Source organism: Bacillus sp. K7, assembly GCF_053903245.1.
In genome coordinates, this window is record NZ_CP096406.1 from 2024030 (window position 1) to 2045284 (window position 21255).

Sequence of the window (21255 nt, forward strand, 5' to 3'; positions counted from 1 at the left end):
CGAGTATACTAAAAAAGCCCCTGTATACTCAATACAAAAGGGCTTGGATGATTTTACTGCTTCTCGTTATTTCCGGAAAGGGCTCCGCAGACGATACGCGCACCTGAATTTCCGCTAGGATTTGTTAAATAATCGTCGGCATGTTCATGAATAATAAACGCACTCCCATCATGATCGAGGATATTTAGCTTACTTCCTATTTTCAGTGAGGTGTCCGGCGCATTCATTATGACATCTACTTTTCCATCGGCACCAACTTCAAGGTTTGGCAGATCTCCGGCATGATTCCCCATCGGATTGTTGAAGCCGTGTTCTTTGTTCAGCGGATTAAAATGGCCTCCCGCTGATTCAAAATCCGGCCTGACACATGAACCTTTCTCATGAATATGAAAACCTAGTGAAGCGCCGGGACGCAGGCTGTTAGCTGAAACGTGAATATCGAGGCCTTCGTCATCTGATTCTTTGATTTCTATAAAACCGACTGCTTTGCCTTCACGATTAACCAGCTGGACATGGTGACCAAACGCTGACGTTTCAATCACTTCTTTTTCCGGCACCCGATCAGGAGGATCATGAGGGTTTTTTTGTCCGCATCCCGCAACTCCCAGAGCCGTCAGCAACATCAACAGCAAGAGACGGTACATACTGTCTCCCCCTTGTTTTTTCTAACAGTGTGGTCAATCATTGTCTGATCTAAACAAAAAAGCCTATAAAAAGGCTTTTTACAGCGTGTCGGATAAATCCTCGCATTCATTGCGGCCCTGCCGCGAGCTCAGTCGCTACAATCTAGAGACCCTGCTCAAACGCCTGTGTCACACCGTATCGTGCGGAAGTCGCCTCCGATGCTCACGCTTCAAGGGTTTTCAATTACGATGAAAAGATGACAACATCCTAAACCGAAAACGTTTTAGGATGTTGTCCATACTCGTTTTTAAAAATAGCTTCTTGCGCCCAAATAGCGCTGTTTCCAATATGAATTGCTGAGATTGGAAATGTCGACGCCAGATGAGCTTGCATGAATAAAGTCTCCGCCGCCCAGGTAAACCCCCATGTGAGACGGTCCTGATTTATATGTGGTAAAGAAGACAAAATCTCCAACTGACGGCTGGCTGACTTTTTGCATCACATTCCAATACCCTGCCGTACTTAATCTAGATATCGATGATACTTTGTTAATGAGGTAATAAATGTAACCGCTGCAATCAAAACCGGCAGGCGTGTTTCCGCCCCAGCGGTATGGCACCCCGACATATTTTTTCGCTTCTGTTATCATTCTGTCAATCTTCGAGCCTATTTGAACGTTTGATCCCGAGTTGTCTTTTGGCTTTGTCTGATTTGAATTGTCAGGTTTTGAAGCTCCCGAAATCGTCAGAACCTGCCCGATTTGCAGAACATCAGATGATAATTTGTTTTTATCACGGATGCTTTGCACAGTAACCCCGAGCTGATTCGCGATTTTCCACAGCGAATCGCCTGCTTTCACCTTGTATGTAGCTGTTTTTGAAGAATTGGAGTTTGACGGCTTCTTGGAACCGCTGCTTCCGCTGTTAGATGAACTGTTCCCTTTTATTTTGAGTATCTGCTTAGGGTACAGCGTATCTGATGTTAAGCCATTTAAGGTTTTTAATTCGGCTACTGTCATATGTAAGCTGTTAGCGATTTTCCACAGAGAGTCACCAAGCTTAACTGTATATGTACTTTTTGACGAGCCTGAGGAATTGGAACCGCTGTTTTTTTTCGATCCGTTTGAGCCGCTTGAACTGCTTGTCCCTTTAATCTTAAGCTTTTGTCCGGGCCGAATGAGGTCACTTGTCAGGCTGTTTATACTTTTAAGTTCAGAAACACTCATTTTATGATTTTTAGCAATCATCCACAACGAATCACCATAGGCAACTGTGTATGTTGACGTTTTGCTTGAGTGTGATGGGGATGTCGTGCTTTTTTTGCTGCTCTTAGGAATTTTAAGGCTTTGTCCGGCATAAATCACCGTTGATTTCAATTTGTTTTCGGATTTCAAAGCTGATATCGTCGTATCGTACTGGCGGGAAAGTTTCCAAAGAGAGTCACCGTTTTTCACTTTAATTGTTTTTGCTTCCGCGGGCGCTGCGGCAATCGATGACCCAACAACTGCGGAAACAGCCAAGCCGGCTACAATCTTCTTTTTCATTCAATCAACCTCCTAAACTGTTTATGCGCAAAAACAGTAGTATTTTCTTTCCAAAAATGGGCACACATCAGTTTTATCGTCACTTTTTCAGCAAGTTAAACCCTTTTCAAATAATCGGCAGCCATTTCAGCATCGTTCGACCTTTAGTCCTTCAAACAAACACCTAATATTTTACATGAGCTGCCTATATTTTTTCGAAAGTCTAAGGAACTATTTAAGCGAGGGGTACAAATGATGGGTTTCTTTGATGAACGGAGCAGTTTTGCCTCCTTTCTTGTCTGTTTTTCCTATCAATTCTCTATCGGCGTGTCAAATCCCTTCACGAAAGAATAGAAAGCCTGTCCTATTGTAAGAACAGGCTATTACACTATGCGTTAGCAGATTGCTTTTTGTGTTTCACAAATTCAAGAATACGATCGGCAGCTTTTTTAGAGCCGCCCGCCGCTTGGAGTGATTGTCCAATTTCTTTTGCCTTTTCAGCATATGCACGATTGTTCATTACTTCTTGAATCGTCTCTTTCAGAAGGCTTTCAGATAATTGTTCTTTTTTCAGCACTTTTCCTGTGCCGACTTTTTCCACCTGATTTGCGACGACAAACTGGTCACCTCCCATCGGAATGACAACAAGCGGGGTTTCAAAATACAAACCTTCACTTGTGCTGTTCATCCCGCCGTGAGTCACAAATAAGCTGGCTCTTTTCAGGATCTCTAGCTGAGGGACATACGGGCGTACAATAAAATTTTCCGGAATGTCGTTTAACTCACTCGGTTTCATATGCTTGCCGATGGAAAGCACAACTTTACCGTCAAAGTCTTTACACACTTCTAGGCATTGATTAAAAAACTGCTTTTGATTGTTAAAAATAGTTCCCATTGAAATAAACAGCACGTTTTCATTGTCAATTTGATCAAATGGGATATCTTTGTTTCCGGCTCTTTCCGTAATGGAAGGACCGACAAATACATAGCGATCGCCAAATTTCTCGGCTAATGGCTGAAATTCTCTTGATGTAAAGACAATCGTCAAGTCCCCATCTGCTAAAAAAACATCAAATGGCTTCTTGATCTCTGCTTGAAATTCAGTATTTAAGGTTTCTGAAAGCTGCTGATAAGATTCATAATGAGGCGAATCTTCAAGTGATCCTTTCATGTATGCTCCCATCATTTGCTTCGTAAATTCTTCATTCATTGCAAAGGTTGTACACAATGAAAATCTCGGCAACTTCAACAAATTGGCAATGATTTTACCAGCGAGAAGATGGTGATCATAGATAACATAATCATATGATTCATGTTTGACTTCATCATAAATATGAGTCACGATCTCAATACAGCCTTTCAAAAAGACGCAGATCATTTCTGTGACATCTCTTTCTTCGTCTCCGGTTGCGTTTTTCCCGAAGTGATCCTCCCGAAAATCCTGATACTCACGAAACTCAACATCAAGAGCGTCAATTTTTTCTTTGTATTCCTTCACTGCATAGTAAGTAATTTGTTCTCCCCGGGATTTCAGCTCCTTCATTACACCGATAGACGGATTAATATGCCCTTCACCGGGGAAACCGATCATTAATACGTTAGCCATGCGGCAGCACCCTTCCTATAATAGATGTAATAATTTTATACGGTACTACAAATACAAAATCAGGTAAAGTATTTAACTTAATTAATATTCATCACATATAACTTTTCTACCAGTTTATATTTTCTGATTCAAGCCAAAAAGCATTCAGCGTAAAGTGAATGCTTTAAAAAAGAGGTGGATTCAGTCCTATTGACTCAAGATAGGAGTCATTTTCAGGCCCTTTTATTTATTTTTACGTTCTTGGCGAAATTAATGGATATAATACACCGTCTTTAGCAAACGACATCTTCCCTGTCTCTTCTGAAACAACGAGCACAAGCGCATCCGTATACCCCGACATACCAAGAGCAGCGCGGTGCCGGGTTCCCAAATGGATATCCACTTCCTTTGTTGTCAGCGGGAGGACATTGCCTGCTGAGACGAGTTTGTTTTCTCTCACCAATAAAGCGCCATCATGAAGAGGGTTTCCGGGGAAATAGATGCTCTCAATTAATGAAGCGCTAATTTCCGCATGAAGGGAGGTCCCTTTTTGAATAAAGAGTTCAACCGGGTCCGTTCTTTCTATCACAATTAGAGCACCATGCTTATGTTCTGATAAAGCTTTAATCGCCTTGGCCAGCTCGATGAATGCCGGCGTAAATTGCTCAATGTATGACTGCAAATAAAAGGATGATGCGATGCCCTGCATGTCCTGAAAAATATGCCCTAATTCATCTAACTCACAAAGAAGGCACTGGTCTTTTTCGTGAAGTGTTTTCAAAATTAGCGACGTATCAACCAATATTTCCTCCAAGAATATTTGTATCTTTCCCTTAAATACATTTTCCGACATTTGTTCATAGCGCATGGACCTTCATCTCCTATCAAATTTCCAACTTTTCACGCATGCTTATTTTATTGATGCACATTCTATAGGTAAAGGAGGGATGTAAAGAATGGAAATTCAAAGAATCATTCAGTATATTTTCACCTTTTTAGGCGTGATTTCGCTTTCTTTTATTTATGCCCAAATGTTTAGAAAAACGAAGCCGACAAAAAAAGAATAGGGCCGGCGTTCATTGCTTTTTATACACAAAATGTTATAATTTCTCTCGTTATGAAAAAGAAACGGAGATCAATGTATGAAAGAAACTCAAAACGCCCGGCAAAAGATCAAACAGCTTTTGCACATTTTCATTCCGATATTCATTACCCAGGTAGGGCTTTCTCTTATGACGTTTTTAGATACGGTGATGTCAGGGAGAGTGAGTGCCGCTGATTTAGCCGGTGTCGCCATTGGCTCAAGCCTTTGGACCCCTGTTTATACGGGACTTGCAGGCATTTTAATGGCGGTCACTCCGATTGTCGCTCATTTATTGGGCGCTGAAAAAAAACAGAAGATTCCCTTTACTGTTTTACAGGCTGTATATGTGGCTGCGCTTCTTAGCATCGCCGTTTTAGTGATTGGATATGCTGCAGTTGACCTTATTCTTGGCCGATTACACCTTGAGGCACAAGTGTATGAGGTTGCCAAACACTTTTTAGCTTTTTTATCGCTGGGCATTTTCCCTTTATTTGTTTACACCGTTTTGAGGTCATTTATTGATTCACTAGGAAAAACGAGAGTCACCATGATGATTACACTTAGTTCTCTTCCGATCAATTTTGTATTGAATTACGTATTCATCTTCGGGAAATTCGGGCTGCCGGCCCTTGGCGGCGTTGGCGCCGGACTAGCGTCAGCGCTTACTTATTGGTGTATCTGCATCATCAGTTTTTTCATTATTCATAAATCCGCACCGTTTTCGGAATACGGGATTTTCCTTACAATGTATACATTCTCTTGGAAAGCATGCAAAAATATGCTCAAAATCGGGCTGCCGATTGGGTTTGCCGTCTTTTTTGAAACGAGCATTTTCGCAGCTGTCACGCTTCTGATGAGCCATTTTCATACAGTCACAATCGCGTCCCACCAGGCGGCCATGAACTTCGCTTCACTTTTATATATGCTGCCGCTCAGCGTGTCCATGGCTTTAACAATTGTTGTCGGTTTTGAAGCCGGTGCATCTCGTTTTAAGGATGCACGCTCCTATAGCTTAATCGGCATCATGATGGCAATCGGTTTTTCTTTGTTGACCGCTGCCTGTATCCTTTTATTCAGAGGCCAAATTGCCGGCATGTACACGTCTGACCCTGATGTGTTCCGGCTGACACAGCACTTTTTAATTTACGCACTGTTTTTTCAGCTTTCCGATGCTGTTGCAGCACCGATTCAGGGAGCGCTCAGGGGATACAAAGATGTAAACTATACGCTGGCGGCCGCTTTTGTTTCTTACTGGGTCATTGGCCTTCCTGTCGGTTATGTGGTCGGCACGTATACAAGTCTCGGCGCGTTCGGGTATTGGATCGGACTCATTGCTGGACTCGCCGCCGGAGCAGTTGGACTGTTTTTCAGGCTGGCTAACCTGCAAAAACGTTATTCGCAAAAACAATACATTTAAAAGAGGTGATCAATCATGGCTAAAAATAAGAAATTATACGAATATCTTTCTCAGCATGCGGAGACGATCAGTTCAACATGGTACGAAACAATCGAGGAGGCTGATCCGAATTCCATTTATGCATCAACAGACCCTGCTGTCATTCACAATTTAAAGAACCAGAATCTAGCCTTCAATTATAAGATAAATCGCATTTTCATAGATGATGAGGAGGTATACCTGCCTATACTGAAAGAATGGGCCTTTAAAGTGACACAGGATCAAGAGCATTTAAAGACTCCTATCCACTATATTATCCGGGAGTTTGTCAGAGTGAGAGATTTATATATTTCCTATGTGAAAGAATTTGTCCATCTCAATCAGGACACTGTGAAAGGCGAAGAAGCTGAAGATCTTTATCATTCCCTTATCAAAGCGTTCGATCTTGTGATTCATATTTTTATAGAAGAAATGTACAAAAACACAAGCCTCCAGCTTCAGGCTCAAAAAGACATGATTACTGAATTAAGCGCGCCTGTCATTGTGCTGTTTCACAGCGTCGGATTGCTGCCTTTAATCGGCGATATTGATACCGTACGCGCCAAACTGATTATGGAAAACACCCTGCATCAATGTGCGGAGAAAAAAGTGACGCAGCTGTACATTGATTTATCAGGAGTAGCTGTTATTGATACAATGGTTGCCCACCAGCTGTTCAGCCTGATTGAAGCACTGCGTTTAATCGGCGTTTCCTCCACATTGTCGGGAATCCGCCCGGAAATCGCGCAAACCGCGGTCCAGTTAGGTTTGTCTTTCGAAGAAATTTCCATGAGATCCACCCTCGCGCAAGCGATCGCATCTGACTTAAAACTAAAAAAGGTATAAGGCTTAAGGCCTTATACCTTTTTGATTAATCGTTCCATTGATACGTCCAATATACTTCTTCTTCAAACCATGTTGCCATAATAGGTTCATTGTTTTTCAATTTTTCTTCAAGTTCTCTTAGCATGCCTTCTGTTTGAGTTCTGTGAGCTCGTAACGCATTCAACTTAATATCAGCTACTTCTTTGATATCAAGTACGACATCAGCTTCGCCGAGTACCACTTCTCTGTTGCGAGTAATCGCCATGCAAAGTGTACGCGGACGGTCTTCTTTCTTTTTTCGGTACAATGCACGAATGACCGCTTCCCCGCATGCATCATGGTCAGGATGCACGCCGTGTTCAGGATAAAATGTGACAATTAAACTTGGTTTTACATCATCTATGATCTCTTCCATAATATCAGCTAAATACTCATCGTCTTCAAATTCGAGTGTCTTGTCACGGAGCCCCAGCATCCGCAGGTCATGAATATCCATTTCTTTGCAAGCGTTAATGAGCTCTTGTTTTCTTAAGAGCGGCAATGTTTCCCGATTCGCGAAAAATGGATCGCCCATATTTCTCCCCATTTCACCTAAAGTGGCACAGGCGTAAGTGACGGGAATGTCTTTTTTTCTGTTTAAGGCAATCAGGCCTGCCACTCCGTATGATTCGTCATCAGGGTGAGGCAGGATTACAAGTACGTGTTCTTTCATTATTTTTCACCCTCTTCTTTAAACTGTGAACGGTTTTTCACTGATTTGCAGAGAAATAGCCAGTTTACCGCCCGGCAGGTGTCCGGCCATTAATATACGGTTTTCTTCATCTATCGTGTATTCAGTCAAACCTTCAGCATAAATCCAGCCTTCTTCTGTTTTTAAGCCGACACGGTAAGGCCCGGTTCCTTTGATTTTCGCCTGATGATAGGTGACTTTTGCATTACGAATATATGCAACAACCGTCATGTTTTTTTCGTTTAAGTGTGCTGAATAAGAACCGGTTGTGGTTTCTAAATGGATATATACAGGGCGGTCCGCATATCGTTCTAAAGATGCTTGCACATCTTCTTTTATGATTGCTTTCATTACTGCTCCCCTCTTTCTTCTTTTAAATGCTCTGCACGTTCTGTATGTAATTTGACCAGCTGACATTTCACTGCCGGTTCGAGCCGTGCATTCACAATGCGCTGGATTGCGGCAAAATATTTTTCCAGCATCGGTTTCCGGAGTCTCGGATGTGTTCGTTTATCCAAGAGCTCAAGATCAATCGCCTCTGCTACCGCCTCCGCGTCATCACTTGCGAGAGATCTGTTGTTCCAGAGTGAAGCGTAGGCTTTCACTATCTCTTTATCATTGTCCATCGTCTTGCTCCTTTATGTCTTACATACATGAAATGATTATACATAATATATGCTTCAGCTAAAAGCCAAAGGCCTCAATGGCTTTTTGACGCCCGTTTCCACTTTACTTGTGAAAACGTAAACAAGAGCAGCGCAGCCCATATACAACTGAATGTAAAAGCCTTCGAGCTTGAAAAGGGCTCATGGTAAACAAACAGCCCGATCAGCAAGGTAATGGTCGGTGCAATATATTGCAAAATACCGATCTGATACAGCTGCAGCCGTTTCGCTCCTTCCGCAAACAATAATAGCGGCAAAGCCGTAAACACACCAGCAAAAAAGAGAAGCATCCACATGCCCCCGCTTTCTGCACCCGCTGGCTGAACATGGCCGCTCAGCAGCAAATACCCCAATGCAATCGGCATAATCATAAATGTTTCCAGCGTTAAACCGATGGCGCTCGGCAGGCTGGTTCTTTTTTTGCTTAACCCGTACAGTCCGAAGCTGAATGCGAGCAGAAGCGCGACATAAGGAATGGAGCCGTATTGGAACGCAGAGATGATAACGCCGGCAGCCGCAATCGAAACCGCCACCAGTTGCAGGCGATTCAGTTTTTCCTTTAAAAATAAAATGCCGAGGAGAACGGATACAAGGGGATTAATGTAATAGCCAAGACTAGCCTCAAGCAAAAAACCATGATTGACAGCCCATATGTATACAAACCAGTTAATCGAAATCAGAATAGAAGCGAGAAATAAAGAAAAGATGCCTCCGTTCTTTTTCAATGAGCGCAGCACCTGCCATCCTGTTTTCCATTGCCGCAAGAAAAAAAGTACGATACACATAAAAACAAAAGACCATATCATGCGGTGGGCCAAGATATCAAGAGCCGGCAGCTGTTCGAGAAGCTTCCAATAGAGCGGAAACAGCCCCCACATGATAAAGGAAACGGCTGTGTAGAGAATGCCTTTTTTAGTTTCTGAATTTTGCATTGATATCCCTGCCTTTCTATAGAGCATCTTAGATTATATCACGTGAAGGATCGGGCGGGCATATACTATTTTGTCCGTGAAGAAAGGGTGTGACAACAATGTTTGAATGGAACAAGTACTTTCCTTTCCACAATCAATTTTCCAAGGAAGCATTAAAAAAAGCAGATCCAAAAGAAGTGGAAACGTATGTAAATCGCGTGATGGAAAGCGTGTTCGGCAGTGATTATGCGGCTCAATTTCCTTTCCGCGATCCCCTCCCCAAAAAAGAACAGCACGCCAAATCTGACATTAAATCTGACATAGATCTCTTTGAAACAACAGACCATGTGTTTGTAAAAGTGCCAATCAGTGAAGGCCAGCTGGATCAGGTAAAAGTTAAACACACTTCACACACATTAATGATAGAGAATTTCCCGAATGTAAACCATCCCAAAAAGATAAACCTGCCTTGTTTAGTCAAACGCAAAGGAACAAAAGCCGTCTATAAGGACGGCCTTCTGGAAGTGATGTTCCAGAAGCAGCATGACTACAATATGTCCGAGGTGGAAATATTCCGATAAAAAACGGCCTGCACCGATGCAGGCCGTTTTTGTTAATAGAAACCGGGGTATCCGCCGTATGGCACACCGGCACCAAAACCGTACGGCGCGCCTCCGTAACCGTAAGGGCCAGGCGGATAAGCATAAGGGCGTGGGTAGTTAAACAGTGCACTCCCGAGAAAGCCGCCTAATAAACCGCCGACTAAAGGAGCGCCAAACACAAAAGGACTTCGCGCCGGGTATCCGGCTGCACTTGGATTCCCGCGATAATAAGAATGATGAGGGTACATGATTTTTTCCTCCTTTATGTCTGCCTATATGTAAGGTATTCAACAAAGAAGAAAAACGATTGGGCTATGACCAGAAACCTGTATTGTAACATCATCAGCTCTGTCAAACACACAGCAAAGCCCTGATACTGGGAGAACTGTTGTAAGCGGCGCCCCAGTTAGAAATGTTTTTGGTCATGCTCAAGCCGAAACATACCTTTATCTTTTAAAATCCACCAACATATGCATGACAAGTGATGAAGACCGATTTTATTGATATCCATGTCAACTAAAAATGAAACACAATAAGTGAGACAAACGTAAGTCCTTTTACTTTAATCATGAGAAAACAAAAAAGTGTTGGTTATATAATTGTTACCTTTTGGTCAACTCATCATTCACACTAATTTCCCATCAACGCCTACCAATCATGCTATAGTTCACCTTTTTCCTCTATCACATACCCAAACCACCGATTAGTTATATGTTGATTACATTTTGGTTATATGTTATCGTTTTTATCAAGTAAGCGATTCTTATATCTATGCATTGTCTGAAAGCAAATCAATCAATGTGAAAACAGACAGATTACAACTTCACAAGAGGAGGAATTCACATGCCATTATTACGTTTTGATTTAATTGAAGGCCGTGACGAAAAATCACTGCAATTGTTATTAGATACTGCCCATCAAGCCATGGTCGAAGCGTTTGGCGTTCCGGAAAGAGACCGATATCAAATTGTCCATCAGCATCCGGAAAACGAGCTTATGATCCAGGACACAGGATTAGGGTTTCAAAGAAGCAAAGATCTGGTTATCATCAGTATGACAAGCAAAACAAGAACAGAAAGCCAAAAGGAAAAACTGTATGCCCTGCTGGCTGAAAAGCTCCAAGCCGAATGTGGGATTTCCCCTGAAGATTTAATGGTATCCATTACCGAAAATGGTGACGCAGACTGGAGTTTCGGTCTTGGAGAAGCGCAATTTTTGAATGGAAAACTATAAGATAATGAAAATGGCAAGTTTGCATATCATAACCGGCTCCTTTATAGCAAAAAAAGAGAGAGTTCCAGCAGATACTCTCTCTTTTTTTCGCTCATTTCTTTTTCATCATCAGAACGAAAACAGCCAGCAAGACGGGGATAAGGAGTAATGAAAATGTGGCAGATGGAGCCTGAATTCCTTATTTACATCCAGTTTCGATGCCAATGTCTCTTTAATGAAAGCTAACTGGCTTTTGACCGTGTATATAACATTCAGACAGATAGAGCCCGCTTTGGTGATGTGCATGACGGAATAAATGATTCTATCCATTAACAATAGGTTAGCTGCTAATAACTTTTTCACGGATCGATCTTTTTCAATATTTGTATATCGCCTTCACCTTACCATTACTTTTGCTAATCTGTAGTAAAAGCCACTCTGACAAATATAAAAAGTCATGTAAACGGCATGAATCACCCCTCACATGACTTTACATTGAAACAAAGGCTCTTTCCCGGACGCCTCTTTCCTTATTTCTCTTCTTCGCACACTGTTTCACCGGGCTCGCAAAATTGGTCGGCCCACGCTTGCATCTCTTGGAATACAGCTTGAAGCGCCGTTCCTTTTTCAGTCAGCGTGTAAATAACTTTGACTGGCGTTTCAGGAAGAACCTGCCGCTCGACGATCTCGTTTTGTTCAAGCTCTTTTAGGCGCTCCGCCAGCATTTTTTGGCTGATCATCGGAATTGTTTCCGTAATCTCTTTAAACCGTTTCGGCCCATCCATAAGCACATGGATGATTAGACCGTTCCATCGTTTTCCCAGCAATGAGAAAGCGGATTCCATTTTAGGGCACATTGTATTTCCCACAAGTCCTCATCCCTTCATCTATTGATTGACATGTTTTCCATGATCCATTACAATAATCTTTCAAGTTACATTTAGTAAGCTTCTAACTTTTCTATTATCATACCACGTTTATCCGAAGGAGGAAACACTATGACGAATACTCTGGACGTTTTAAAAGCACGTGCTTCTGTAAAGGAGTATGATACGAATGCCCCCATCTCTAAGGAGGAGCTGACTGAGCTATTGGACCTTGCGACTAAAGCGCCTTCAGCTTGGAACCTTCAGCATTGGCATTTCACCGTATTTCACAGCGATGAAGCAAAAGCGGAACTTCTTCCTGTAGCCTATAATCAAAAACAAATCGTTGAGTCTTCAGCTGTTGTTGCTATTTTAGGCGATTTAAAGGCAAATGAAAACGGCGAAGACGTATATGCTGAATTGGTAAACCAGGGCTATATTACAGATGAAATCAAACAAACTTTGCTCGGCCAAATTAATGGTGCTTATCAAAGTGAACAATTCGCTCGTGATTCCGCTTTCTTAAATGCTTCTTTAGCGGCTATGCAGCTTATGATTGCCGCAAAAGCAAAAGGTTATGACACTTGCGCAATCGGAGGATTTAACAAAGAGCAGTTCCAAAAGCAATTTGATATCAGTGAGCGCTATGTTCCGGTTATGCTCATTTCAATCGGAAAAGCAGTGAAACCTGCCCATCAAAGCAACCGCTTGCCGCTTTCAAACGTTTCAACTTGGCTATAAGGATATGAAAAACCTTAGTCCGCATTCGGACTAAGGTTTTTTTATACAATCGCATCTTTGTACCATTCGCGAGCCTGTTCAGCTTCATGCTGCGTCAGCTGATGGCCCCCATCCTGCCAAAAAACGGAGGCTGACGCCCCGCTGTCACGCAAATAGCGATGAAGCTCATCTGATTCTTCCTTCGTGCAGAGAGGGTCGTATTTTCCGGCACCGATAAAAACAGGAAGTCCTGTCATGTCAGGCAGCTTGATACCACGTATCGGAACCATCGGATGATGGAGAATAGCCCCTTTTAAGATATCTTTATAATGAAAAAGCAGGCTTGCCGCAATATTTGCGCCGTTTGAATAACCGACCGCAATCACTCGGCCACGGTCAAATTGATGCGTTTCTGCTGCCTCGTCGATGAATTCTTTCAGTTCTCTTGTCCGCTCCACGAGATCCTTTTCATCAAAGACCCCTTCACTCAGACGTTTAAAAAAGCGCGGCATTCCATTTTCAAGCACTGAACCTCTGACACCAAGCAAATGGGCATGAGGGTCTATAAACCGTCCTAGCGAAAGCAGATCGTGCTCATTTCCGCCAGTGCCATGTAACAGCAGCAATACGTTGTCAGATGTCCCTTTTTCAAAAATATGGTTCATTGTAAATTCCCCCTTTTATAGTTCAGGCAAAACGTCTGTAATTTGTTTTCGATGTTTCTCCAGCCATTCAGGCAGTTTTAATGAAGTCCCTAGCTCAGCAAACGTTTCATCTGTCATAAAGCCCGGTTCATCTGTGGCGATTTCAAATAAGATACCGCCTTTCTCCCTGAAATAAACGGATGTGAAATATTCTCTGTCAAGGATTTCTGATGAAGGGAGATGATTTTCGGCAAGAATCGGCAGCCATTTCGCCTGTTCCTCTTTCGTTGTCCGAAATGCTATATGGTGCACCGTGCCATAACCTCCCACTCCTCTTTTTTCAGGGTGTAAATGTACGTCAATGATGCCCCCGATGGCCGCTGATGATGTCAGCCTGACAATCTGGTCTTCTACCGCCGCTTTGGTGTATCCGAGGCTTTCGGTTAACAATTGAATCGTCGCCTGCGGGTCATAGGAATACAGCAGCACGCCTTTCATCCCTGTGATCGCTTCATGTTCTGAAATACCGTCAGGCGCCCACCCGCTTTTGCCGCTTTGTTCATCCTCCATGATCGCTAGCGGAAGGCCTTCCGTATCACCAAAAACCAGACCCATTTCACCGAATAACGTTTTCTCCTCGGGATTCAGCCCGTTTTTCTCAAGGCGTTTCCTCCAAAAAGACAGGGAGCCTTTAGGAACTGAAAAGTAGACCCGACCCGCTTGGCCTTTGCCCACCGTTCCCTGTCCGCTTCCCTGGAACGGAAAAAAGGTCATAATGGTACCGGGATCTCCATTATGATTTCCGAAGTAAAAATGATATGTTCCGGGATCATCAAAGTTGACTGTTTTTTTAACAAGCCGAAGCCCAAGCACTTCTGTATAAAACCGCAAATTTTCTTGCGGATCTTTGGCGAATGCTGTGACGTGATGCAAACCTTCTGTTTTCATGTTTCCACTCCTATTTATCTCGACTTCAAGATATTTATTATTTTAAACCTTTATCATGCAGGATGCAAACCATGTGTTTTTGATTGAATAATTAAAAAAATCACTTTTTTCTAATAATGATCTTGTGATCTTTTCTTACAACTGCTATTATAGTGAGCATTATCATGATTCAGGAGGAAAAGAAATGGTTAAAAAAGCATTTATTGTTATTCTCATTCTTTTGCCATTCGTTCAGCTTGCCTTATTGCCGCTTGTGAATCGAATGGAACCGATTATGTTCGGCCTTCCGTTTTTCCACTTCTGGCTGCTGTTGTGGATTATTATTACGCCGTTATGCTCGTTTGGCATATACCAGATGCAAAAAAAAGATGGAGGACTTGAATAATGCAAGGGAATCTGACTGCACTTCTCATTACAGCTATTATCGTATTAAGCGTTGTCTGTATCGGATTTCTCGCTGGAAGAGACAAATCCTCACGCGCCTCAGTGGAAGAATGGTCTGTCGGCGGCAGGCGCTTCGGCGGCCTTCTCGTCTGGTTTTTAGTAGGCGCCGACCTCTATACGGCCTACACTTTCTTAGGATTGACCAGTACTGCTTTTACCGGCGGAAGTGTTGCATTTTTCGCCATTCCTTATTCTGTTTTGGCCTACTTTATCGCTTACTTCTTCCTGCCAAAACTCTGGAATATTGCGAAAATTCACAAATTAACAACACTGGCGGATTACGCCCGGGAACGGTTTGACAGCAAGCTTTTAGCAAGTCTCGTTGCCATTGTCGGTGTGCTCATGCTCATTCCATACATATGTCTTCAGCTGAGCGGCATTCAAGATACGCTCCAGGTTGCCGGCACCGGATATATAAACGTAAAATTCGTTGTGATCATCTCATTTATTCTTGTTGCTCTTTACACATTTTTCAGCGGGATTAAAGGGCCTACATTTACAGCCATCATTAAAGACATTTTAGTGTGGGTCATTATGCTGTTTATGGTGGTGTCCCTCCCTCTCATTCATCTTAACGGCTGGACGCCGATGATTGACACGTTAGTGAAGGAAGCGCCGCAAATGCTGACGATACCGTCAGAAGGGCCAAAAGGCATCCCTTGGTTTATCACAGCATCTATTGTTTCCGCTCTGGCACTTTTTATGTGGGCACATGCCGCTACAGGTGTTTTCACAGCGAAAAGCGCTGATGCAGTAAGAAAAAACAGCATGTTCTTGCCGCTTTATAATATTGTATTAATTTTGGTCATTTTTCTTGGTTTTATCGCCTTTCTTGTCCTGCCGGAAGATACAAATCCAAGACTGGCGCTGCTGCATTTGATTCAAACATCTTACGGCGGTGTGGCGCAAGGTTTTGCATATGCCACAATTGCTCTTGCTTCATTGATCCCTTGTTCTATCATGGCCATCGGAGCATCAAATTTATTTGCCAATAACCTGTATCGGGATTTGATTCATCCGAATGTGTCCCAAAGCAAGCTTACCCTTGTCACACGTTCAATGGTGTTTGTTGTTATCGGCCTTGCGCTTCTGTTTGGCATGCTGTTCCCGACTGCCTTAGTGACACTTCAGCTATTAGGCGTATCAGGCATGGTGCAAATCTTCCCGGCGATTGCTGTCAGCTTATTCTGGAAGCATCAAACGAAAGAAGCGACAGTTATCGGATTATTAGTCGGCCTTGCAGTAACATTTATTGTGTATACCACTCAATCCGCAAATGGCATTTATGAAGGGTTCTGGGGTTTGGCCGCCAACATCATCGCTGTGGTGATTCTGAATCCGCTGTTCGTCAAAAAAGCAGGGTCCAATCCTGTCATTGAAGGTTTATTTGGTAAAAAACAAGAGCCCAATCCAAGTCAGAGAGGCGCATAAAAAACCCCATACGCGGCAGGCGCGTATGGGGTTTTTTACATTTCTTTTTTCAGTGTTTCAATTGCTTTTTCCATTTGCGTATCATTATTCGACAGTTTCTTTTGAAGTTTTGTCATTAATCTCGTTGTTGTCTCGCCAGTCAATACGCCTGTTTCTTTCAGCTTCTCTTTTTTCTGGAACTGTTTGACGACAGATACAAAATCCTGGTCATACGTACTGTTAACTTTTACGTTGTAGCCAAGTGCTTTGAACATTTGCTGAGCGACTTTGACGTTTGTGCCTGAATCACCGGATTTATACGTTTTATCCGCGTCCAAAAACGGCAGCTTCGCGTAATCAGGCAGCTCTGCTTTCACTTGGGGCTTGACCCCTTTTTTATGAATCCATTCACCGTCAGCCGTCAGCCATTTGGCGACTGTCAGTTTGACAGTAGAGCCGTCATCATATTCTTTTGCAGTCTGCACCGTGCCTTTTCCAAATGTCGTTTCCCCGATTAACGGTATGCCTGACGATTCATGGAGGGCAGCGGCCATAATTTCCGCGGCGCTGGCTGTGCCGTCATTGACTAAAACGACGGTAGGTTTGGTTATTGTACGTTCTTTGTCAGCCTTCATGACTTCTTTAGAACCGTTTTTGTATTGAACCTGCATAATGTTTTTTCCTTTATCAATGAACATGTTGCTCATTGTAATCGCCTGTTCCATTAAACCGCCCGGGTTGCCCCTCAAGTCTAAAATATAGCCTTCAGCGCCTTTTTCCTCTAAACTGTCAATGGCGTTTTTCAGCTCTTTTGCCGTTGTTTCAGAGAAAGAAGTAATTTGGATTTCGCCGATATTGTTGTCTTTCATCTCGGAATAGACGGTCTCTACAGGAATGGTATCGCGCTTAATGGAGAGATCGATATGTCCGACACCCGCTCTGTTGAGCTCAAGCTTCACTTTTGTGCCCTTTTTTCCGCGGATTAAAGCGACGGCTTCATTTACATTCATGCCTTTGACGCTTTTTCCGTTCACCTTAAGGATCTGGTCCTTCGGCTTGATCCCCGCTTTTTCAGCAGGTGAACCTTTAATTGGCGACACAATAAGGATTTCACCGTCTTTTTCCTCTACTTGCGCTCCGATCCCTTCAAAGGATGCAGAAATGGTCTCGTCGAATGATTTTGCTTCCTCTTGATCCATATATGTCGAATACGGATCATCCAGAGATTCAATCATTCCTTTAATTGCTCCGTCTACTAATTTGTCATCGTCTGTCTTTTGGTAGTAATCACCTTTGATTTGCTCATACGCTTTATTTAACTTGTCGAACTGACTGTCTCCCGCACGAATTGATTTTTGGCCCAGGATACTGGAATTGCCCGCAATAAATAAAGTAAGCGCCGAAGCGACAACCGCAGTGATCAGCACTATAAAAAACAGTTTAAATTGCCGTTTCAATTAAACACCACCTTTTTCTTCTTACAATATTATCATGGACGAATTCTTATTCGTCAACTCGGAGCAAAAAAGAATGAGAAACGCCCTTCTTTCGCTTTTCATAAACCCTATGTCTTTATATGACATATGATAAAAAAAAAGGAGGATTCGATATTGAGCCGATATTTAGAAATGCTGTCCTTATTCGGTGTCGCAGGAGCGCATCCGGGCGGACTGGCTTTTTCAAAAGCGGTCTTGCAAAAAGCCGCGCCCTCCCCGGATCAGCCGATTCTTGATGCTGGATGCGGAACAGGACAAACAGCGGCTTATTTAGGCCATTTGCTTTATCCTGTAACAGTTGTTGATAAAGACCCTATCATGCTTGAGAAAGCGAAAAAAAGATTTGCAAATGAAGGTCTCGCCATTCCATCATATCAAGCCGAACTGGAACGCCTCCCGTTTTCTTCCGAGTCCTTTTCATGCGTATTGTCCGAGTCAGTCCTCAGTTTTTCCCATCTGTCATCCTCTCTTCAGGAAATGTCAAGAGTATTGAAGCCCGGCGGGATGCTGATTGGTATTGAAGCAGCTTTAAAAAAACCGATGCCGCCCGCAGAAAAAAAGCAAATGATGGATTTCTACGGTTTTACTTGCTTACATGAAGAACTCGAGTGGCATAAACTCCTGAGAACCTATGGCTTTCAAAAAACGGAAGCGATATCACTTCTTCCGGACGACATGGAATTTGAGCCAACCACAGAAATGGATTTATCGCAAACGATTGCCCCTATCTATTACGATACACTTCAAACACATTATGAACTCATGCAGATCTATAGTGAGTACATGGGACATTGTATCTTTATTGCATATAAGTAAAACGGCGTATCACCCCCTGTTTTCGTCCAACCTTTTTATCCTGTCTATCATATGCTGATAGAAAGTCAGTATAGGAGGGAAACAAGATTGGAGAGATATTACCATCTTTGCAGGAACCACCAAGGTAAAGTCGTCAGAATTACTGAAAGAGGCGGAAGAGTGCACGTCGGCAGAATTACCCGTGTCACAAGAGACAGGGTTTATATAACTCCTGCCGGCGCGGGTCCTAGAGGTTTCGGTTACGGATATTGGGGCGGCTATTGGGGATACGGAGCAGCTTACGGTATTTCCCTCGGTTTAATTACAGGAGTGGCTCTGGCTGGTTTATTCTTCTGGTAAACATAGACTTATTGTCTGTGCAAGCGCCAGATTCATCAAACACAATGAAGCCCGCTTATCAAATTGTAAGCGGGCTTTCTATTTAGATTTTCTTCACTTTTTCAAAATACTCTTCCAGCGTTAAATCATTGTCGTGGATGACTTTTGCGGCCTTTTTGCCTACATAGCGCAGGTGCCATGGCTCATATTTGTATTTCGTAACATCTTCTTTATTTTTTGGATAGCGAATGATAAAACCATATTTATAAGCATTATCTTGCACCCATTTTCCATCTGCCGTGCTTCCAAACGCTTCATTAATCTGAAAGCCATTGCTCCGGCTTGAGATGTCCATCGCTAAGCCTGTTTGGTGCTCGCTTTCACCCGGGTAAGCAACCGCTTCCCTTGCCTTCTTTTCCCCTTTTAAGTTTACTTCATTGTTAAAAATGACTTTCTGTCTGTCATACGCGCGGTATCCCGAGACAGCTGCCAGTTCATAGCCTTCCTTTTTCGCAGCATCGAACATCGTCTTTAATGCGCCGGCCGCTTCCTTCCTGATGTAACGTTTTTGAATCTTTTCTTCAAAAGAAAACTCAACATCAGGTATAACAAGATCACTAGGTTCATAGTTTTCAGGCAAAGCGTATTCTTTATTGACCAAAGCGAGTATATTTTCTGGATTTTGAATAGTTTCCAGACCATCTACTTGTTTAGTATCATTGAAATATTTGCTTTCCAATGAAAACTCATTGTCCTGCTTGTTTTCTTTTTTGCTGTCAGCTGTTTTTTGTTCTGTTTGCTTCGTTTCTGCTGTGGTTTTCGTATCCTTTTGAGCATCTCCGTTTGACATGCTGCAGCCGGCTCCGACTAATGCCGTCACACTCAGAGCGGCTGCCAGCGAGAACCACTTACCGGTCTTTTTCATACTCCATTTCCTTCCTTTTATCAATCGTTTCCGCATTCATAAAGAAGAGGCTGCCGGCATCCAGCACGCCTCTTGATTTATTTTATTGTGATACGGAATGTAAAGCCACTTCTATCATATCATGAAATGTGGTTTGACGCTCTTCCGCTGTTGTTTCTTCTCCTGTTAGTACGTGGTCACTCACAGTGAGAATTGACAGCGCTTTTCTTCCGTGCTTCGCTGCTAATGTATACAATGCAGTTGTTTCCATCTCAACGCCGAGCACGCCGTATTTTGCAAGCTTTTCGATTTGCGAATCGTCGTTATAGAACTGATCAGCTGTAAATACGCTTCCTACAGTTACCGGCACGCCTTTATCCTTTGCGGCATCATAAGCATTTTTTAAAAGCTCGAAATCTGCGCATGGGGCAAAATCAATGCTTCCAAAAGCAACCCTGTTCATTTGTGAATCAGTTGAGGAGGTCATAGCCAAAATGACGTCCCGCACCTTGACATCTTTACGGATAGCGCCGCAAGAACCTACTCTAATTAAGTTTTGTACGTCATAGCTTTGAATTAGTTCATTCACATAAATCGAAATAGAAGGAACGCCCATTCCCGTGCCTTGCACGGATATTTTCTTGCCTTGATATGTACCCGTAAATCCATACATGCCTCTGACTTCATTGTAGCATTCTACATCTTCAAGATACGTTTCAGCAATAAATTTTGCTCGGAGAGGATCTCCCGGCAAAAGCACTGTATCCGCAATCTGTCCTTTTTCAGCACCTATATGTACACTCATCTCTTATCCTCCTAAATCTAAATTATCATCCAGTCCGTTCATTTTACAACGAATGTCATGATGAGACAAACTTCAGCATTGATTATAAAGGAATATAGTGAAAAAAGAAATGCTCTGAGGCTGTTCGGGGACTTCCTGTGAAAAACGGGATAAACGAGGTGTTTATTTGAAAACCTAACCGCAGGAAGGAGGGATAAGACATGGGTAAAAAACAGCGCAACCGGATTACCGGCCAAAAAAAGAACAATCACATACCTGCAAAAGATGTCATTGCAGCTGAAGAGGCGCACGGGAAAGAATATTCCGCTGCCAAACGCAAGCCTTAAACTGCAGAAAACTGCGGAAGTCCGCAGTTTTCTTTTTGTTATGTCGTTTGCACAATCAGACGATTGATTTTCCTCCATCCGGCGGGAAGCAGCTTGTAATATGTCTTGCCTTTTCTGCCTTCATCAATCAGAATCACGTCTCCTGTGGCAACAAATCTCGCATCATAATCACTTGGAACGGTGTCAAATACATTAAACAAAGAGAATGCCCTTTTCAGCACATCTTGATGACCGCTCCCGTTCAGTTCAGTTCGATAGACGGCTCTGTAGCCTTTTTTTTCGCCAAACCGAGGTGTTTGAAATATTGTCACGTCATAAGAACAAGACTTCTTTTTAAACACGGATAACATCATCAAGATCCCC

26 protein-coding genes are annotated in these 21255 nt (G+C 42.9%); 10 read left to right on the forward strand and 16 right to left on the reverse strand.

The features are described from left to right. Positions 1 to 53: 53 nt before the first annotated feature. The 4 genes from M1D98_RS10145 to cdaS form a co-directional block, all read right to left on the reverse strand. On the reverse strand, positions 54 to 644 hold the full coding sequence (locus M1D98_RS10145; RefSeq protein ID WP_435576602.1) for a superoxide dismutase family protein: 591 nt from the start codon (positions 642 to 644) through the stop codon (positions 54 to 56). A gap of 287 nt (positions 645 to 931) precedes the next feature. Beyond that, a complete protein-coding gene (locus M1D98_RS10150; RefSeq protein WP_456279569.1) occupies positions 932 to 2167 on the reverse strand; it encodes a LysM peptidoglycan-binding domain-containing protein in 1236 nt (411 codons plus the stop codon). A 367-nt stretch (positions 2168 to 2534) separates the two neighbouring features. Continuing rightward, a complete protein-coding gene (locus M1D98_RS10155; RefSeq protein ID WP_456279570.1) occupies positions 2535 to 3752 on the reverse strand; it encodes a macrolide family glycosyltransferase in 1218 nt (405 codons plus the stop codon). Positions 3753 to 3984: 232 nt separating this feature from the next. Continuing rightward, positions 3985 to 4599: a sporulation-specific diadenylate cyclase CdaS gene (cdaS, locus tag M1D98_RS10160; protein ID WP_456279571.1), complete on the reverse strand. Its 615-nt coding sequence runs from the start codon at positions 4597 to 4599 to the stop codon at positions 3985 to 3987. Between the two features lie 274 nt (positions 4600 to 4873). Here cdaS and M1D98_RS10165 point away from each other — a divergent pair, with 274 nt between their 5' ends. Then, positions 4874 to 6232: an MATE family efflux transporter gene (locus M1D98_RS10165; protein ID WP_121642731.1), complete on the forward strand. Its 1359-nt coding sequence runs from the start codon at positions 4874 to 4876 to the stop codon at positions 6230 to 6232. Between the two features lie 15 nt (positions 6233 to 6247). Then, complete coding sequence (rsbRC, locus tag M1D98_RS10170) at positions 6248 to 7096, forward strand: RsbT co-antagonist RsbRC (protein ID WP_121642732.1); 849 nt, start codon at positions 6248 to 6250, stop codon at positions 7094 to 7096. Positions 7097 to 7121: 25 nt separating this feature from the next. Here rsbRC and bshB2 read toward each other — a convergent pair whose 3' ends face one another. The 4 genes from bshB2 to rarD form a co-directional block, all read right to left on the reverse strand. Beyond that, a complete protein-coding gene (bshB2, locus tag M1D98_RS10175; RefSeq protein ID WP_268538940.1) occupies positions 7122 to 7787 on the reverse strand; it encodes a bacillithiol biosynthesis deacetylase BshB2 in 666 nt (221 codons plus the stop codon). Positions 7788 to 7805: 18 nt separating this feature from the next. Further along, positions 7806 to 8156, reverse strand: a complete 351-nt coding sequence (locus M1D98_RS10180) for a YojF family protein (protein WP_010328022.1) — start codon at positions 8154 to 8156, stop codon at positions 7806 to 7808. Then, entirely contained in the window at positions 8156 to 8431 is a 276-nt protein-coding gene (locus M1D98_RS10185) for a hypothetical protein (RefSeq protein WP_121642734.1), read from the reverse strand. The genes M1D98_RS10180 and M1D98_RS10185 overlap by 1 nt, the downstream gene beginning before the upstream one ends. Before the next feature lie 74 nt (positions 8432 to 8505). Continuing rightward, the gene (rarD, locus tag M1D98_RS10190) at positions 8506 to 9402 is read right to left on the reverse strand and encodes an EamA family transporter RarD (RefSeq protein ID WP_121642735.1); all 897 of its coding nucleotides are present in this window, start codon (positions 9400 to 9402) and stop codon (positions 8506 to 8508) included. Positions 9403 to 9500: 98 nt separating this feature from the next. Between rarD and M1D98_RS10195 the strand changes: the two genes are divergently transcribed. Beyond that, positions 9501 to 9962, forward strand: a complete 462-nt coding sequence (locus tag M1D98_RS10195) for an Hsp20/alpha crystallin family protein (protein WP_121642736.1) — start codon at positions 9501 to 9503, stop codon at positions 9960 to 9962. 32 nt (positions 9963 to 9994) lie between these two features. On the opposite strand, the gene M1D98_RS10200 is transcribed toward M1D98_RS10195, so the two are convergent. Continuing rightward, on the reverse strand, positions 9995 to 10231 hold the full coding sequence (locus tag M1D98_RS10200; protein WP_010328025.1) for a hypothetical protein: 237 nt from the start codon (positions 10229 to 10231) through the stop codon (positions 9995 to 9997). A gap of 595 nt (positions 10232 to 10826) precedes the next feature. Here M1D98_RS10200 and M1D98_RS10205 point away from each other — a divergent pair. Next, positions 10827 to 11216: a tautomerase family protein gene (locus M1D98_RS10205; RefSeq protein WP_010328026.1), complete on the forward strand. Its 390-nt coding sequence runs from the start codon at positions 10827 to 10829 to the stop codon at positions 11214 to 11216. A 509-nt stretch (positions 11217 to 11725) separates the two neighbouring features. Here the strand turns inward: M1D98_RS10205 and yodB are convergent. Next, positions 11726 to 12064, reverse strand: coding sequence for a transcriptional regulator YodB (gene yodB, locus M1D98_RS10210; protein WP_003220087.1), 339 nt, complete (start codon positions 12062 to 12064; stop codon positions 11726 to 11728). A 129-nt stretch (positions 12065 to 12193) separates the two neighbouring features. Here yodB and M1D98_RS10215 point away from each other — a divergent pair, with 129 nt between their 5' ends. Beyond that, positions 12194 to 12802 carry a nitroreductase family protein gene (locus M1D98_RS10215; RefSeq protein WP_010328028.1) on the forward strand — a complete coding sequence of 203 codons (609 nt, stop codon included), beginning with the start codon at positions 12194 to 12196 and terminating at the stop codon, positions 12800 to 12802. A 41-nt stretch (positions 12803 to 12843) separates the two neighbouring features. Here M1D98_RS10215 and M1D98_RS10220 read toward each other — a convergent pair whose 3' ends face one another. After that, a complete protein-coding gene (locus tag M1D98_RS10220; RefSeq protein WP_010328029.1) occupies positions 12844 to 13446 on the reverse strand; it encodes an alpha/beta hydrolase in 603 nt (200 codons plus the stop codon). 15 nt (positions 13447 to 13461) lie between these two features. Beyond that, complete coding sequence (locus M1D98_RS10225) at positions 13462 to 14373, reverse strand: ring-cleaving dioxygenase (protein WP_456279572.1); 912 nt, start codon at positions 14371 to 14373, stop codon at positions 13462 to 13464. Positions 14374 to 14557: 184 nt separating this feature from the next. Between M1D98_RS10225 and M1D98_RS10230 the strand changes: the two genes are divergently transcribed. Both M1D98_RS10230 and M1D98_RS10235 read left to right on the forward strand, forming a co-directional pair. Next, complete coding sequence (locus M1D98_RS10230) at positions 14558 to 14758, forward strand: DUF3311 domain-containing protein (RefSeq protein WP_039074198.1); 201 nt, start codon at positions 14558 to 14560, stop codon at positions 14756 to 14758. Next, entirely contained in the window at positions 14758 to 16248 is a 1491-nt protein-coding gene (locus M1D98_RS10235) for a sodium:solute symporter family protein (protein WP_456279573.1), read from the forward strand. The genes M1D98_RS10230 and M1D98_RS10235 overlap by 1 nt, the downstream gene beginning before the upstream one ends. Before the next feature lie 35 nt (positions 16249 to 16283). On the opposite strand, the gene ctpA is transcribed toward M1D98_RS10235, so the two are convergent. Beyond that, on the reverse strand, positions 16284 to 17684 hold the full coding sequence (gene ctpA, locus M1D98_RS10240) for a carboxy-terminal processing protease CtpA (RefSeq protein WP_456279574.1): 1401 nt from the start codon (positions 17682 to 17684) through the stop codon (positions 16284 to 16286). Positions 17685 to 17837: 153 nt separating this feature from the next. On the opposite strand from ctpA, the gene M1D98_RS10245 reads away from it, so the two are divergent. Together M1D98_RS10245 and M1D98_RS10250 are read left to right on the forward strand one after the other, a co-directional pair. Then, on the forward strand, positions 17838 to 18539 hold the full coding sequence (locus M1D98_RS10245) for a class I SAM-dependent methyltransferase (RefSeq protein WP_010328034.1): 702 nt from the start codon (positions 17838 to 17840) through the stop codon (positions 18537 to 18539). An 87-nt stretch (positions 18540 to 18626) separates the two neighbouring features. After that, positions 18627 to 18878, forward strand: a complete 252-nt coding sequence (locus tag M1D98_RS10250; RefSeq protein ID WP_121642740.1) for a hypothetical protein — start codon at positions 18627 to 18629, stop codon at positions 18876 to 18878. 82 nt (positions 18879 to 18960) lie between these two features. On the opposite strand, the gene M1D98_RS10255 is transcribed toward M1D98_RS10250, so the two are convergent. Both M1D98_RS10255 and deoD read right to left on the reverse strand, forming a co-directional pair. After that, the gene (locus tag M1D98_RS10255) at positions 18961 to 19782 is read right to left on the reverse strand and encodes a M15 family metallopeptidase (protein WP_456279575.1); all 822 of its coding nucleotides are present in this window, start codon (positions 19780 to 19782) and stop codon (positions 18961 to 18963) included. 82 nt (positions 19783 to 19864) lie between these two features. After that, positions 19865 to 20566, reverse strand: coding sequence for a purine-nucleoside phosphorylase (deoD, locus tag M1D98_RS10260; protein ID WP_121642742.1), 702 nt, complete (start codon positions 20564 to 20566; stop codon positions 19865 to 19867). Positions 20567 to 20766: 200 nt separating this feature from the next. Between deoD and M1D98_RS10265 the strand changes: the two genes are divergently transcribed. Beyond that, entirely contained in the window at positions 20767 to 20892 is a 126-nt protein-coding gene (locus M1D98_RS10265) for a hypothetical protein (RefSeq protein WP_003218142.1), read from the forward strand. Between the two features lie 38 nt (positions 20893 to 20930). Here the strand turns inward: M1D98_RS10265 and yodL are convergent, their stop codons facing one another. Beyond that, entirely contained in the window at positions 20931 to 21245 is a 315-nt protein-coding gene (gene yodL, locus M1D98_RS10270) for a shape determination protein YodL (RefSeq protein ID WP_010328037.1), read from the reverse strand. Between the last annotated feature and the right edge of the window lie 10 nt (positions 21246 to 21255).